Source organism: Vibrio sp. V12_P9A6T4, from assembly GCF_963874835.1.
GTDB classification, from domain to species: domain Bacteria; phylum Pseudomonadota; class Gammaproteobacteria; order Enterobacterales; family Vibrionaceae; genus Vibrio; species Vibrio anguillarum.
The window spans coordinates 1-15492 of record NZ_CAWNJO010000049.1 but is presented as its reverse complement, the minus strand read 5'-3'; the positions used below and the strand labels follow the sequence as shown (position 1 = coordinate 15492).

14 protein-coding genes are annotated in these 15492 nt (G+C 44.8%); 8 read left to right on the top strand and 6 right to left on the bottom strand.

Annotated features, from left to right (window positions below; genetic code table 11):
* The first annotated feature begins 82 nt into the window (after positions 1–82).
* The 3 genes from nlpI to AACQ42_RS07290 all read left to right on the top strand — a co-directional run bounded on the left by nlpI (position 83) and on the right by AACQ42_RS07290 (position 2914).
* Positions 83–1003 carry a lipoprotein NlpI gene (nlpI, locus tag AACQ42_RS07300; RefSeq protein ID WP_026029106.1) on the top strand — a complete coding sequence of 307 codons (921 nt, stop codon included), beginning with the start codon at positions 83–85 and terminating at the stop codon, positions 1001–1003.
* Positions 1004–1122: 119 nt separating this feature from the next.
* On the top strand, positions 1123–1533 hold the full coding sequence (locus AACQ42_RS07295; RefSeq protein WP_010318918.1) for a MarR family winged helix-turn-helix transcriptional regulator: 411 nt from the start codon (positions 1123–1125) through the stop codon (positions 1531–1533).
* Between the two features lie 40 nt (positions 1534–1573).
* Complete coding sequence (locus AACQ42_RS07290) at positions 1574–2914, top strand: MATE family efflux transporter (RefSeq protein WP_026029105.1); 1341 nt, start codon at positions 1574–1576, stop codon at positions 2912–2914.
* 37 nt (positions 2915–2951) lie between these two features.
* On the opposite strand, the gene AACQ42_RS07285 is transcribed toward AACQ42_RS07290, so the two are convergent.
* The 3 genes from AACQ42_RS07285 to AACQ42_RS07275 all read right to left on the bottom strand — a co-directional run bounded on the left by AACQ42_RS07285 (position 2952) and on the right by AACQ42_RS07275 (position 7010).
* Complete coding sequence (locus AACQ42_RS07285) at positions 2952–3830, bottom strand: U32 family peptidase (RefSeq protein WP_094165858.1); 879 nt, start codon at positions 3828–3830, stop codon at positions 2952–2954.
* A gap of 16 nt (positions 3831–3846) precedes the next feature.
* Positions 3847–4860, bottom strand: a complete 1014-nt coding sequence (ubiU, locus tag AACQ42_RS07280; protein WP_010318915.1) for a ubiquinone anaerobic biosynthesis protein UbiU — start codon at positions 4858–4860, stop codon at positions 3847–3849.
* Positions 4861–4961: 101 nt separating this feature from the next.
* Positions 4962–7010: a bifunctional diguanylate cyclase/phosphodiesterase gene (locus tag AACQ42_RS07275; RefSeq protein ID WP_026027438.1), complete on the bottom strand. Its 2049-nt coding sequence runs from the start codon at positions 7008–7010 to the stop codon at positions 4962–4964.
* Between the two features lie 196 nt (positions 7011–7206).
* Between AACQ42_RS07275 and ubiT the strand changes: the two genes are divergently transcribed.
* From ubiT to rimI, 4 genes are all read left to right on the top strand, one after another.
* Complete coding sequence (ubiT, locus tag AACQ42_RS07270) at positions 7207–7734, top strand: ubiquinone anaerobic biosynthesis accessory factor UbiT (RefSeq protein WP_010318913.1); 528 nt, start codon at positions 7207–7209, stop codon at positions 7732–7734.
* On the top strand, positions 7718–8221 hold the full coding sequence (locus tag AACQ42_RS07265) for a GNAT family N-acetyltransferase (RefSeq protein ID WP_094165857.1): 504 nt from the start codon (positions 7718–7720) through the stop codon (positions 8219–8221). Before ubiT ends, AACQ42_RS07265 begins: the two co-directional genes overlap by 17 nt.
* Before the next feature lie 261 nt (positions 8222–8482).
* The gene (locus tag AACQ42_RS07260; RefSeq protein WP_094165856.1) at positions 8483–8887 is read left to right on the top strand and encodes a DNA polymerase III subunit psi; all 405 of its coding nucleotides are present in this window, start codon (positions 8483–8485) and stop codon (positions 8885–8887) included.
* A 4-nt stretch (positions 8888–8891) separates the two neighbouring features.
* Positions 8892–9338, top strand: coding sequence for a ribosomal protein S18-alanine N-acetyltransferase (gene rimI / locus AACQ42_RS07255; RefSeq protein ID WP_013857606.1), 447 nt, complete (start codon positions 8892–8894; stop codon positions 9336–9338).
* A 62-nt stretch (positions 9339–9400) separates the two neighbouring features.
* Here rimI and AACQ42_RS07250 read toward each other — a convergent pair whose 3' ends face one another.
* The gene (locus AACQ42_RS07250; protein WP_013857605.1) at positions 9401–11452 is read right to left on the bottom strand and encodes a putative bifunctional diguanylate cyclase/phosphodiesterase; all 2052 of its coding nucleotides are present in this window, start codon (positions 11450–11452) and stop codon (positions 9401–9403) included.
* A gap of 222 nt (positions 11453–11674) precedes the next feature.
* Here AACQ42_RS07250 and prfC point away from each other — a divergent pair, with 222 nt between their 5' ends.
* A complete protein-coding gene (gene prfC, locus AACQ42_RS07245) occupies positions 11675–13264 on the top strand; it encodes a peptide chain release factor 3 (protein WP_026028084.1) in 1590 nt (529 codons plus the stop codon).
* 101 nt (positions 13265–13365) lie between these two features.
* Here prfC and srmB read toward each other — a convergent pair whose 3' ends face one another.
* Together srmB and AACQ42_RS07235 are read right to left on the bottom strand one after the other, a co-directional pair.
* The gene (gene srmB / locus AACQ42_RS07240) at positions 13366–14598 is read right to left on the bottom strand and encodes an ATP-dependent RNA helicase SrmB (RefSeq protein WP_017046308.1); all 1233 of its coding nucleotides are present in this window, start codon (positions 14596–14598) and stop codon (positions 13366–13368) included.
* A 92-nt stretch (positions 14599–14690) separates the two neighbouring features.
* Positions 14691–15413, bottom strand: a complete 723-nt coding sequence (locus tag AACQ42_RS07235; protein ID WP_094165855.1) for a tRNA1(Val) (adenine(37)-N6)-methyltransferase — start codon at positions 15411–15413, stop codon at positions 14691–14693.
* Between the last annotated feature and the right edge of the window lie 79 nt (positions 15414–15492).

Here is a 15492-nt window from a genome sequence, read left to right as displayed (position 1 = left end):
GTTATTCGCTCCCTTTTTCATGCCTATATTAATGCGATACACCCACTTATCTTGGGCTTTGGGGTACACAGGAGTTTTATTTGTGAAATGGTTTCCAACGGCCGCATTGAGTGCTTTGATACTGATAATGTCGGGCTGCGCGTCAACTCAAAATGACAATCAAAGTCAATGGGTATACCCTCCGATGGCAGTGCCATTGCAGTCTTCATTACAGCAACAAGTTCAGATAGCGCGTTTGACGCAACTGCTACAACGTACTGATCTGCCTGATGATGTGCGGGCCAAAATGTTTTATGAGCGTGGTAACAACTACGACAGTGTTGGGCTACGCACTTTAGCTCGTTTAGATTTTGAGCAGTCACTCGCGCTTAACCCGGCGCAGCCTGATATCTTTAATTTATTAGGCGTGTATTACACGCAAGTTGCAGAGTTTGATGCCGCTTATGAGGCATTTGATTCGACATTAGAACTTGAACCTGACAATTTTTACGCTGAGCGTAACAGAGCCATCGCACTTTATTACGGCGACCGTACAGAACTTGCGCTGGAAGAGATTCGTGCACATTATCAACATGACCCTAGCGATCCCTTTCGTGCATTGTGGCTATATATTATTCAAAGTGAAAGCGAGCCTTTGCAGGCACGTGTGGATCTCTTCAATCGCTATAAAGTTCGAGATGATCAATGGGGATGGCTCTTGGTTGCGTTAACGCTTAAGGAGATATCGGAAGAGCAAGCTTTTAAGATGATCTTAGAAGAAGGCAGCGGTAATGCGATACAAGCACAGCGTTTAACTGAGGTCTATTTTTATCTCGCTAAGCGTTATCAACAAGAGGGAAATTACGCGCACGCGATCGCCTTGTACAAGCTTGCGTTGTCATTTAACGTCTACGAATATGTTGAGCATCGATACGCTTATCTTGAATTGGGGAAAATTTTCCAGCAAGTAAGAGCCGACTATTTAGCTAAGGCGAAAGCTGAGCAGCCAGAGTCTCAGCAATAAGTACCTTATTATATCCTTTTCCTTAAAGCCGCTGACTTTTTCAGCGGCTTTTTTGTTGCTTAACGATCTAAAGATCCATAAAATAGTTAGCCTTGATAACCATTTTAATTTGAAAAACAGTGAAACTAGAAGCTAACTTAGAAAAATTAGAGCGTTTTAGTGCCAAAATCTGGCGTCGGTATAGCAAAGCTGATCCCATTTCACAATTGAGCTTTAATGAATATGATTACCTTAAAGTGATTCAAAGCTCTTCTTTGCCACTGCGCTTAACTGATTTAGCTAATGAGATGGAAGTGAGTAAACCATCGGTATCAAATATGGTTAAAAGGCTTAAAAATAAAGGGTTAGTTCAGACGGCACAATGCCAAGATGATGCGCGTTCTTACCGAGTTTCTCTCACCGATACTGCGCGTGAGCATTTAGCGGATGAAGCGAAAGTGTACGCTGTTGTCGCAGAGCAAGTGACTAAGCATCTCTCGGAAGAAGAAGCACTGTGTTTTAATATGTTGTTATCCAAAGTATTACTTTAATTTACTTATATAGTTAGCTTTGCTAACTATGGTGTCTGTTATGAAAAATTCAATTTACCGCCAATTTTGGCGCTATACCATTCCGACCGTGGCAGCTATGTTAGTCAATGGCTTGTATCAAGTGGTGGATGGTATTTTTATTGGTCATTATGTTGGTGCTGAGGGATTGGCGGGCATTAACGTTGCGTGGCCTATTATTGGCTTTATTTTAGGGCTTGGCATGTTGGTGGGCGTAGGAACTGGTGCTCTGGCTTCGATCAAGCAAGGTGAAGGGAACATGGCGGCAGCCAAGCAAGTGCTTGCTACTGGCCTATTGTTGCTTGTGATGCTAGCTCCCGTGGTGGCGACAATTCTATGGTTTCTTGCGGACGATTTCATTGCGTGGCAAGGCGTTGAAGGACGAGTCTACGAACTTGGCTTGCAATATTTGCAGGTATTAGTGATCGCTTGTGTCTTTACGCTTGGCTCTATTGCGATGCCTTTCTTGTTACGAAACGACGACAGCCCTAATTTAGCCACATTGCTGATGGTGAGTGGTGCGATAATCAATATTCTCTTTGATTATCTGTTTATTGCCGTTTTACATTGGGAACTTACTGGTGCCGCCATAGCAACGGCACTCGCACAATTAAGTGTGACTGTATTGGGCATAGGCTATTTCTTTTCGACGCGAGCCAAGTTGCAGCTGTCACTCTCGGTGATGAGGGTGCAATGGTCGTTGTTACCTAAGATTGTTGCGATTGGTACTTCAAGCTTTTTTATGTATGCCTACGGTTCGATGATGGTGGCGGTGCACAACAGTCTATTTGCTCACTATGGCAGCGCAGTACTTGTTGGGGCATACGCGATATTAGGCTATATCGTCACGGTTTATTACTTAACGGCAGAGGGCATCGCGAATGGTATGCAGCCGTTAGTTAGCTTCAATTATGGTGCCAAAAACTATCTTCATATTAGAAAACTGCTCAAAATTGCAATGAGCATTGCTGTGCTTGGCGGGCTGGGTTTTGTGGTGCTGCTGAACTTGTTTTCCACTCAGGTTGTTGCGGTCTTCAATTCAACTGACCCGCAATTGATGGCAAGCGCTGTACTGGGCTTAAAACTGCATATGTTCGCGCTGTTTTTGGATGGATTTTTAGTTGTCGCCGCCGCCTTTTATCAAGCGACCAATCGCGGCAGTAAGGCGATGTTTGTCACCATTGGTAATATGGCGATCCAACTACCGTTCTTGTATTTGTTACCTAAGTTATATGGTGTGACTGGTGTGTGGATTGCCTTCCCCATTTCCAATATTGCGTTAAGTTTGGTGGTGGGTTTGATGTTGTGGCGAGATTTGCGTGCACTACCTTGTGATAACGCAAAGCAAACCGTGTTCGCTTAACAAGAGCCTCCCCCTTGTCTCTAGGGGGAGGCTACGCTCAGCTTTGTTGAATCGCTAGGCCCGGTAATTGGTGCCAATAGCCGTTACATTGGTGATTGGTTAAAGGGGAGGGATGCTCTCCTTTTTCATTGGCCTTGAACTGCGACAGATGTTCGAATGTCTCAAGACCAAGTGGGCTTAAACGAACGACATCGACCAATCCCGCCATGCTTGGCAAATCATTAGCAAGGTTATAGCAATAGCCCGATTGGGTTTGGATACCGTTGAGGTTAAATACCGCTTGGCCTTCTTGGCTGTGAACCTGAATTCCGGTTGGATACTTGATACAACAAGTCTCACATTCATCCTTCGCGCGGTTTTCGGCCCGTGCGGTAAAGCAGCGTGCGGAGTAAGCCAGTGGCAGGTATCCGTGGCTAAAAACTTCTACTTCAAACTGGTTTTTGATACCAAGCTCATCACATTGTTGCAATACATTGATTAGCCAATCACGGGAGAGTTCAACAGGCATGCACCAACGGATCATCCCTTGCTTTAGGAACAGTTGCAGTGTGCGCGCGTTGTAAGCATTCACGGCGGGCCCAACCACAAAAGGAAGGCGTTTTTCACTGGCGAGTTGAATCGCCGAAACGTCATTGGCTTCAATCGCAAAATCGCCATTCTCAATATACTTTTTCATCACATTGATTTCGCTCGGCGCTTCCAGTAGCGCCATGGTTGAGATCACAACCTGTTTACCCGCTTGTGAAAGCGCTTTGGCGATCTCAAACCAGTGTTGTGGTTTTATCTCACGTCGCTTGGAGCAGACCGATTCACCCAAATAGATCACATCAGCAGGGCTATTGATTGCCTGTTGATAAAAAATTTCTACCTCTTGTTTGGGCCAGAAATAGAGTAAAGGACCCAGCGCATATTTCATTCTCTTCTCCATTCTCTTATTGCCATTGGCGATGGTACGCGCCGAGTGTCGTTTGCGTGCCTTCAGAAACGTTGGCTAAGGCGGTATTCCAAGCCGTTTCTACTTGGTAGGCTTGTGGATTTGCTTGGTAGCGATCAATCGCCGCTCGCCAGGTTTTAGTCACTTGCTCCACATATGCAGGGCTACGTTGGCGACCTTCAATTTTGACGGAAGCAACGTTGGCTGCAAACAGTTCTGGTAATAGTGATAACGTATTTAAACTGGTTGGTTCTTCCAGTGCGTGGTAGCGTTTAGGTTGCCCATCGATCTGCGCTTCAAAACGACCTTTGCACAAGGTTGGGTAGCCTGCATTTTCTCCGGCTGCGTATTTATCAATCAAAATTTCGTTTAAGCGAGATTCCAAACCTGAGTCCGTTTCTTGCCAGCGGACATACTTCGCGGGCGAACAGGCTCCGACAGTATTGGGTGATTCTCCCGTCATATAGGAAGAGAGATAACAGCGCCCTTCAGACATAATACATAAGCTGCCAAAGGCAAATACTTCAAGCTCGACGTCACTCATCATATTACGTGAGAGCTGTTTGACTTGATGGATTGATAGCACTCGTGGTAACACCACTCGTTTTATATTGAAATTTTGTTTATAAAACTCGATAGCGGCGACGTTGGTGGCGGAGGCTTGCACAGAAAGATGCAGTTCCAGATCTGGATATCGGTTAGCGGCATAATCCAATACCGCGATATCGGCGATGATCAACGCATCCACGCCTAAACTGGCGGCATTATCGACGGCGTGAGTCCAACGCTCGAAGCCATTAGGGTGGGCGAAGGTATTTAACGCGACATGAATTTTTTTATGGTGATCATGAACATATTGCACCGCTTTATCTAACTTCTTACCTGCGAAATTAAGGCCAGCAAAGTGGCGAGCATTGGTATCATCTTTGAAGCCGATATAAACCGCATCTGCACCACAATCGATCGCTGTTTTTAGAGCAGGCAGGTTACCTGCAGGACATAAAAGTTCCATTGATCCGTACGATATCTAAGGGAAAGTAGTGGTATTTTATGAAGCATTATGAATAGCAAATTTGATGTAAGGCAGGTTTGGGGCGAATAAACGAGATTTACTTATTTGGGAGTAGAACGATGACGACGATTTTGAACGAATAACTCTTCGACTTCCTGCCTCGGTTGTGGCCGATAAAAATGGAAACCTTGAATTGAGTTACAGTTGAGATTAGAGAGTAGCGTGGCTTGTTGTTGAGTTTCCACACCTTCGGCAACGACCGTTAAGTTGAGTGATTTTCCTAAATTGATGATGTTTTCAATGACGGTGATTTGTTTAGGAAGTGTGTCGATATCCGTTATGAAAGCGCGGTCAATTTTAAGTTCATCAATCGGGAAGCGAGCGAGATAAGAGAGCGAGGAGTACCCCGTGCCAAAGTCGTCAATGGAGAGCGAAAATCCCAGTTTTTTGATCGCATTTAACATTTGCAAGGTGTGTTCGCTGTCGCTCATGACGGCACTTTCGGTCAGTTCAAATGTGATGCAGTTTGGATCAAGCTCCGTGGTACGAAGCAGTTTTTCCATATAATCAATCAGCTTCGGGTTACAAAACTGTTCGGGCGATAAATTGATCGCCACGCGACCTGGTAAAATACCTTGCAGCTTCCAGCGTTTTACGGTCGAGAAGACATCACGCATCACCACTCGGCCTAAATGTTCAATCAGCCCAGCTTTTTCCGCGACAGGGATAAAAGCGCCCGGGTTGATATACCCTTCCACAGGGTGTTTCCAGCGCACCAAAGCTTCCGCACCATTGATGCTGAAGTCGCGAGCATTTACTTTCGGTTGATACCACACTTCAAGGCCATTTTGTTGCAGCGCTTTTTGCAGTTCAATTTCAAGCCATAAGCGCATGCGCGCTTCTTTGTTCATTTGATCGTTGAACTTAATCAGACGGTTTCTACCACGATCTTTGGCTTCATACATCGCCGTATCGGCGTTTTGCAACAATACGCGTGCATCGCTACCGTCACCAGGGTAGGCGACACTACCTATGGAGCAGGCTAAGCGTTTACTGAAATGGTGCAGATCAAACGGTTGGTTAATCAAAGAAATGATGCGTTCAGCCAACATTTCAGCGGCGCGACTATTTTCAGGATCAGGCAGTATTAGTCCAAATTCATCGCCGCCAAGGTGGCCCACAATCGCTTGTTGCGGTAGTAAACGTTTCAGCCGTGCTGAGACCTCTTTAATGACTTTATCGCCAATATGATGGCCTAAAGAGTCATTGATGTTTTTAAAGTTATCAATGTCTAAATAGAGCATCACAAGGGGTGTTTCATTTTGAATGAACTGTTCTAAACGTTTAGTGAAACCAAAACGGTTATACAAGTTAGTCAGAGAGTCAATGTGGATATCGGCATGCATAGTCGAAGACAACTGCTTAGGTGCATCTTCTGCATCTTGAATCAAAATCAGTTGTGAGCTGTTGCCCAGCACGACAGTGGCTCCAGCGTGCAGTTGAACTTTACGTTCAAAGCCACACTTTGGCCCAGTGAGGCAGACCAACGGCGCCCCTGCGAGTAATAAGCTGAGTGGAGAGCTGAATACGGTTTTACTTTTTTCATCAACAAACAAGCGCGATAACTCTTCACCAAGAAGCTCTGAGGTATTTTCAAAACCGAGTAAACGAGCCGATGCGGGGTTAGCAGAGATAATGCAGTCGTCATCGACCAGCAACAATCCATCGGGAAGCAAGCTAGTCAAGGTTGAAAACTTATTTTCCGACTCTTCTAATGAGCGAATGAGGATCTGTTTTTCGGAGGTGTCGATGGCGTGAAACACAATATTTTCGACTTTTTTATCACCCATGATAGGTGATAAAGAGAAATGCAAACTCGTTTCTAAATCGATCTCGTGAAGCGTCAGTTCGGTCTCAAGCGTTTCTCCTTGAAATGCCCGTTCATAATAAGGTTTGAGATGGCGGTAGAAATGCTCACCCAGAATTTGTGAGTCATTCATTCCAACCAATTCGGTTGTGCTCAGCCCTGCAATATCACAATAACGTTCATTGACCATCACATAGTTATGTTGGTCGTTCAAGATGGCAAAAAAGAACGGACTGTTCGACGTGATTTTTGCAAACCAATGTTGTAAATGTTGCGAAGGCATCAAGCTACTACCACTCTCCAGAGCACTTATATTCATGAGGATGTTACAACGTAAGTAACACATTAACTATAACTTTGATTACTAAGCTAGAAAAGGTTCTCAAACAATGTACGTTTTTTGATGCATCACAGGAATTTGCACCCCCACATCCATTATGATTAGGTACTATTGCATTACAAAGTAACGGATAACGCTCGTGATTCACAAGATTCGTACTCAACTAGTTCAAAACGCCGCTTCAATTTTGCGATCCCCAGTCCACTTCTTACCGCAAGTTGTACAAAAAAAAGCCTTGCTAGAAGGGTTGAAAACTATATTTCATGAGGCTTTGCAAGAAGGTGACTTTGAATTTCTTGATGGGAAATGGTTAAAGGTTTCAATTCGCGATTTGAATTTGAATTGGTATATCAGCTATCAAGCGGAACAACTTGTTGTGTCTGATAAGACGGAAGTGGAAGATGTCAGCTTTAGCGGTAACCTAAATGATATGGTGTTGATTGCTGGTCGAAAAGAAGATCCTGATACGCTGTTCTTTCAACGTCGACTCTCCATTGAAGGGGATACCGAACTGGGGTTAGAGGTGAAGAATCTGATGGACAGTGTTGACCTAGAGCTTTTACCAAAACCGTTCCAGATGTTAATAAATCAGCTAGCAGATTTTGTGCATAAGGGCGTACAATCGCCAGTGACACAAAATGAGGTAATGAATGCTTATTCGAACTGAAGCGCCAGCGGATATCTTAGCGATTGACCGCTTATTAAAATCAGCCTTTGAGACAGATGCTGAAGCTAATTTGGTCATGACATTAAGGGAAAACAGCCATTTGACACTCTCTTTGGTGGCTTGTGATGATGACGGCGAAGTCGTTGGTCATGTGATGTTTAGCCCGGTCTTACTCAATAGTGAAGGCTTAAATTGGCAAGGGCTTGCACCGTTGGCCGTGAAAAAAGAGTGGCGAAATCAAGGTGTCGCCACCTCGTTGGTAAAAGAGGGGTTAATCTGTTTGGCTGAGTTCGATTATCCAGCTTGTGTGGTTTTGGGTGACCCGGATTATTATCAACGCTTTGGCTTTAAAGAGGCGGCGAAATCTGATTTTTGTTGTCGTTGGGATGTTCCAGCTGGCGCGTTTCAGATCGTTGCATTAGTCGACGGCGAATTGAGCGGACGAGCGGGTTTCATTGAATATTGCCCAGAGTTCAACGATCTTTAATCACCGTATTTCTATTCAAAACAGGGAGCCCAGAGCTCCCTGTTTACTTTTATGCCCTTCTCATTTGAAGCTACCGTGGTATTGGCTACGTTCGCTCACCCCAATCACATCGTTTATCTAGGCTCATGGGGATGAATTCACTTGCCACCTACCTGCAACTTCAAGTTGTTTGGGCATAGCTCTTGAGTCATTGGATGATTAACGGTTTCTGTCTTGGCGCTGATTTGTTAGGATTGCGATGTTCAATGAGGTCATAAACAGATGTCACATCACGAAAATCAATATTTACAAGAAATGGGCATCCAGCGTTGGGAGCTTATCCATCCACAGCGGCTGGCTGGCTATCAACCTGATCCGGTGACGCTGCCGATCGCGTGCCGATTATTACTCGTTTCCCACCAATACCCGCAACAAGGTGCTCTATTGCTGTTTTCAAGAGTATTGAAGAGTATGGGGCTCGAAATTAGTCAGGCGTGTCATCTTGAGCCTCACTCTCTTAGCCAACTAACAGGCTCCAGCATTGAATGGGTGTGGTTTTCAGGCTGTGAAAAGAAAGAAAGCCCGTTGGCTCAGAAAGTGTTAACGTCACCGCCGCTAGTTGAGATAGATGGCAATACCGAGCTGCGCCGGGCGTTGTGGCAGCAAATTTGTTCTTATGAGTCATAAAACCATGAATATTGATGTTGTGCCTTTATCACTTCCTTATCTTGATGCTATTTGGTCCATTGAGCAGCAAGCTCACAGTTACCCTTGGGCTGAATCACTCGTACGCGACTTGGCGAGTCGTGGTGCATGCCACCATGCTATGTTGGTTGATGGCAAAGTTGTCGGTTATTTTTATGCACAGAATATTGTTGGAGAGGTGACTTTGTTGAATATCGCAGTAGATCCGCAGCAGCAAGGTAAGGGTTACGGAAAATTGTTGATGGAGTTTTTCTTAACTTACTGTGAAAAAGCGCAAGCTGAAAGTGCGTGGCTTGAAGTTCGCGAAAGTAACATCCGCGCTTATAGCTTGTACGAATCGCTGGGTTTTAATGAGCTCGATCGTCGAGTGAACTACTATCCCACTCCGAAAGGATCAGAAGATGCGATCATCATGAGCTACTATTTTTTGTAGCTTATTTTCCATCAGCAGATTGTTTGCAAACTCAGGTTTTTTCATGGTCAGGCGTCTCGGAACTATTTCTGGTGCGCCTTATCTTTTTGATGTTCATTGAGTTGATAGCATGGGCTTGCAAAACGCTTGACGACTTCCTTAGCGGTTAACGGCTTATCAAATAAGTAACCTTGGAACTGATCACAACCCAATTGTTTGAGAGTTTCGAGTTCTTGGCACTCTTCCACACCTTCGGCTATTACCTCCAAATTTAAACGTTTCGCAATCATAATAATCGTATCCACAATTGCTTGGTCACTCTCATCTAGATGCAATTGAGTGACAAAAGAACGATCGATTTTGAGCACATCCACCGATAAAAGTTTGAGGTAACGCAGTGATGAATAACCAGTGCCAAAATCATCAATCGAGATGCTCAGCTTACTTTTTTTAAGTTGCACCATTTTTTGAATCGCACTTTCTACATTTTCCAGTAATAGCCCTTCAGTAATCTCCAATTCAAGATGTTCACCAGTAATACCTGCTTGTTGCATTGCATGGTTAATGTGTTCAACAAAAGAATCTTGAGAAAACTGCAACGGACTGATGTTGATGGCTAAACGGCGAAAATGGGGCGGTAATACTCCTTGGCGCTTCCAAGCGGCGTATTGATAGCACGCTTGCTCTAATATCCAGTTTCCAATCGGAATAATTTGCCCCGTTTCTTCTGCTATGGTCATAAACACACCCGGTGGCAATACACCTTTGGTTGGGTGGTTCCAGCGGATCAAGGCTTCCACACCGACAATATTGTGCCGCTCATCGACTTGAGGTTGGTAATAGAGTTCTAACTGTTGGGTATTGAGGGCTTCATGGAGGCCTTTTTCAATTTCCAGAAACGATTCGACTTGAGCCTGCATTTCTGGCTCATAAAACATGTATTTATTGCGTCCATTCGCTTTTGCGCGGTAAAGCGCTGTATCGGCTTGTCTAAGGACATCGATATTGGTTTTGCCCACTGACGGAAAAATCGAGATACCAATACTCACAGTGCAATAAAGCTGGTGGTCATCAATCGAGTAAGGGTTGGAAATCAGAGCCAGAAGCTGCTGAGCTACCTTCTCTGCTTGTTGGCGAGAGAGATGAGGAATCAACACCGCAAACTCATCGCCACCGATGCGTGCGGCGGTGTAATCGTGTTTAAGCCAGCCATCCATACGCATGGCGATAGCTTTGATTAAATGATCCCCCGTTGTGTGTCCAAGTGAATCATTGATCGTTTTGAAACGGTCGAGATCAAGGTAAAACAACACACCAGAAGTGTGGGTGCGAATACTGTTATCAATGGCATCAGTGAGCAGTTGCAGCAGCAAGCTGCGATTAGCAAGGCCAGTTAACGTGTCGTAGTAGGCTAATTGGTTAAGTTTAGCATCCGCGAGCTCTCGCTCTTTCCATAAAGTATAGAAAGTACCGGCTAACTCACTGAGCTCATTTTTTTGCTGTTGTAATGGCGGCTGTGTTGGACGTTGATTGTTTTGCAATGAGCGAACCCACGAAATTAACGTGGTGATGGGTTTTGACAGCTTGTAGTAAAAAAAGACTAAAAGGATCGAAGTCAGCAACACATTTCGAAAGAGATCAAACAGCAATACTCGTGTGGTTTTTGCAATAAATTCTTTGGCAATGGAAGAGCCGTTGACGGAAAAACTTAAGCTACCTACCACCACACTCGAATTGGGTTGATGCAAGTCAGTTTTAAAGATGGGTATTTCAGGTGTCAGATAATTCGATAAGAGCCGAATAAAAGCCGTCTGCGCTGGAATTTCTCTGCTTTTTTTTGCCAGTGTATCGCCAAAATCATCAATAATTTCAACGTGATAAATGGCATTGTCAACCATTAGGCTAGAGACGACTTGATTGGCTAATAAGTTGTTGAGGTGATAAGCAGCCTGGCTGGCATTTGAATAATTTTGCAGCAGTTTAAAACGGTAGTGATCTTCAATGCGAGCTTGCTCATGGTGTAGGTCGAGCAAAGTATGATACAAACTAAAGCCTATCCCAAGGATCACCGAGACTAGGAACACTGTTTTGGCTTGTTTAAATGCCAGAGAATTTCTTTGTTTGGTTATCAGCATAATACTCGCTTATTCTCTTCGCCCTTTTTAGTTATAGCTCATATTTATTGATAATTTAATTACAAATAGAAAGGTCGTCATTCTCTTGTTGATTTGTATAGCGACGAAAGTTGCTCCTAGATCAAATATAGGGGAGAATACCGCGCAAATTTGAATCGAACTGCTGATCAGCGTAAGCGCTTCGGCTCTCCCTTATATCAGCATATTGAGAAGACCTGTTTCATGTCAAATACTCCTTTTTTGAGTGAAGTTTCTAAACGTAGAACCTTCGCTATTATTTCGCACCCGGATGCGGGTAAAACCACCATTACTGAAAAAGTTCTGCTATTCGGGAATGCCATTCAAAAAGCGGGAACGGTAAAAGGGCGCGGCTCTAACCAGCATGCTAAATCAGATTGGATGGAAATGGAAAAAGAGCGTGGTATTTCGGTCACGACCTCTGTGATGCAATTTCCTTACAATCATTGTTTGGTTAACTTGCTCGATACTCCAGGGCACGAAGACTTCTCGGAAGATACTTACCGCACATTGACGGCGGTTGACTCGTGCTTAATGGTGATTGATGCAGCAAAAGGTGTTGAAGATCGTACTCGTAAGCTGATGGAAGTGACTCGCTTACGTGATACACCGATTGTAACCTTCATGAACAAATTGGACCGTGAGATCCGCGACCCAATGGAATTGCTTGATGAAGTGGAGAATGAGCTGAAGATTGCCTGCGCCCCGATTTCATGGCCAGTGGGTTGTGGTAAAGAGTTTAAAGGCGTGTACCACATTCACCGTGATGAGACGATTCTGTACGCGACCGGCCAAGGCCACACTATTCAAGAAGAGCGCATTGTTAAGGGCCTCAACAACCCTGATCTGGATAAGGCCGTGGGTGATGACCTTGCCGCTCAGCTGCGTGATGAGCTTGAATTGGTATTGGGTGCTTCTCATGAATTTGATCAAGAGCTGTTTTTAAAAGGTGAGTTGACCCCTGTTTTCTTCGGAACGGCATTAGGTAACTTTGGTGTGGACCATATGCTGCATGGTTTAACTGAGTGGGCTCCGGCGCCGATGCCACGTCAAGCTAATGAGCGTATTGTTGAAGCCACGGAAGAGAAATTCTCAGGCTTTGTGTTTAAAATCCAAGCGAACATGGATCCTAAACACCGCGATCGTATTGCGTTTATGCGTATTGTGTCGGGTACTTATACCCAAGGCATGAAAATGAACCACGTGCGTATTGGTAAGCAAGTGAGTATTTCTGATGCAGTTACCTTTATGGCGGGCGATCGCTCTCGTGCTGAAAATGCTTATGCTGGCGATATTATCGGTTTGCATAACCATGGAACGATTCAGATTGGTGATACCTTTACTCAAGGTGAATCGTTGAAATTCTCAGGTATTCCTAACTTTGCTCCTGAGCTGTTCCGTCGTATTCGCTTGCGCGATCCACTGAAGCAGAAGCAACTGCTTAAAGGTTTAGTACAGTTGTCGGAAGAGGGAGCGGTTCAAGTCTTCCGCCCACTACAAAATAACGATTTGATTGTGGGTGCAGTGGGTGTGCTGCAGTTTGATGTGGTGGTGTCTCGTTTAAAATCTGAATACAACGTCGAGGCAATTTACGAAGGTGTTAACGTTGCAACAGCACGTTGGATTGAGTGCGCAGATGATAAAAAATTCGAAGAGTTTAAGCGCAAAAACCAAAGTAACATCGCACTGGATGGTGGGGATAACCTGACTTACATCGCGCCGACTATGGTCAATTTGAATCTGGCCAAAGAGCGTTTTCCTGAAGTGGAGTTCCGTGCGACACGCGAACATTAAACCTTGGTGAGTTTGAAGAGAGTGATACTCTCTTCAAACGTTAAAGATAAAAAATGCCGATATTTCAGTATCGGCATTTTTTTATAGGTGGTATTGGAACACTATTTTTTCTTTTTGTTCGCTTTCTTCTTCGAAACCACTTTGACTTTTTTGTCATCGGTTTTCTTTTTCTTTTTGAATACCGGCTTTTTGTGCTGCGGGCGCATATCTTTAATGAAGCGCTCTTTGATCTCCTCATCGACATAACGCGCGACGCGGTCCATCATCACTTGATCATGGGCTTCAACCAAAGAGATCGCATTGCCTTTTTTACCAGCACGAGCCGTACGGCCTATGCGGTGTAAGTACACATCCGCTGAACGTGGCATATCAAAGTTGATCACGTGACTTACGTCAGGTAAGTCAATACCGCGTGCGGCCACGTCGGTTGCCAGTAGTACGTTGACTGCGCCTTCACGGAATCGCGTAATGGCGTTATTGCGACGATCTTGTGGCATTTCGCCTTGAATCCAAGCACAAGGAATTTGCGCTTTTTCTAGCTCTGTACGCAAATCAGCTAAGCGCTCACGAGTTTTGATAAACACGATAGAACGTTCGGCTTGCTCGGTGAGGATTTTCTTCAATAGCTCAACTTTGTGCACCATGGTATCGGCGCGGTGATACCATTGAGTGATTTTTTTGCGTTCACGACGAGAAGGATCGGCATTGATTGTTGCTGGTTCTTTTAAGAGATCGGCAGTAAAACCTTCCACACCATGACCTTCCAGTGTTGCAGAGAAAAGCAAGGTCTGTTTACGCCAGCGACATTCCGCAGCGAGACGATCGACGATTGGGCCAAAGCCCATGTCCAGCATGCGGTCAGCTTCATCCAAAATAAGCCATTCAATCGCACGACAATCAAAACGCTCGCCTTCAATGTATTCCATCAAGCGACCAGGCGTTGCCACCACAATATCTTGCGTTTTGGCTAAGATGTCGGCGTGCTCTTGATATTGTACGCCGCCGGTGATGGTGACGATATTGAGGCGAGTATTCTTCGCCAGTTCACGAGCTTGATCCGCCACTTGCATCGCCAATTCACGAGTTGGGGTCAGAATCAAGACGCGTGCAGGGCCGGCTCGCTTGCGCGGAAAATCTAAAAGATATTGTAGCGCGGGTAAAACAAATGCAGCGGTTTTACCGGTTCCCGTTGGCGCAGAGGCAAGAATATCTCGACCATCTAGGGCTTGTGGGATCGCTTCAGCTTGAACTTGGGTGGGACGTTCAAAGCCCATATCTTCAATGGCCGCAATGATGCAAGGGTCAAGATCGAGGTCAGCAAAGGTTTTGATCACAGTGAGTACTCCACAAGCCGTTAGGCTTATTTGGCTATAAAATTAAGGTCGAACATTATAGGGGGATTGGTGATTAGGATCACATGTTATTTCTACATCTTGAGATAAAAATCTTGAGTTAGGGCAATAAAGGCTTCGCTATAACCACTTGATGAGTGAATGACCAACGATGAATCAATCATAGAAGCCGAGGCTAAACTTAGTTCAATCAATAGCCGATGAGCGGGTTTGTGTGCTCTGGGTTGTACAGTGCAGCACCGCTTAAGCTGCCAGCCGAGCGTGAGTGCTTGCTCGATAAATTGTTCCCCTTCATACACGGGCAAAATAAAACAAGCTTGCCCCTCATCGTTGAGAAGACTTTTTGCTCTGACTAATAAAGCGTGATGAGCAAGTTGATTGGTGTGCCTAGCAGTAGCTCGCTTGGGATCATGAGACAGTTCACCACTGTTGAAATAGGGTGGGTTACAAATAATTGCATCAAAGGACGGCGTAAAAGAGGTGTCTAAAATATCACCTTGTAAAACCTGTATGCGTTGCCCCCATGAAGAAGCATTACTGTTGTATTGGGCCGCTTCAAAGGCAAAGGCATCGATATCGATGGCCGTAATTTGTGTATCGCTAAAACGTTGTGCGCACATTAATGCCAATAACCCAGTACCGGTGCCAATATCGAGAATGGTTTTGGGATGGTGCGTGAAAGCCCACGCGCCTAATAGAACCCCATCGGTACTGACAGGCATTCCCGCTTGTCCACCGTCAATGGAAAATTGTTTAAATTTGAAACGCTTATTTTTGGGCGTGTGACTTTTCATCATTATTTCAAAATATAGCTCTAATTAAGTGATAACCACTATTGTTATCTATTTGTTCGGATTATTCTTCTATCTGTTATGA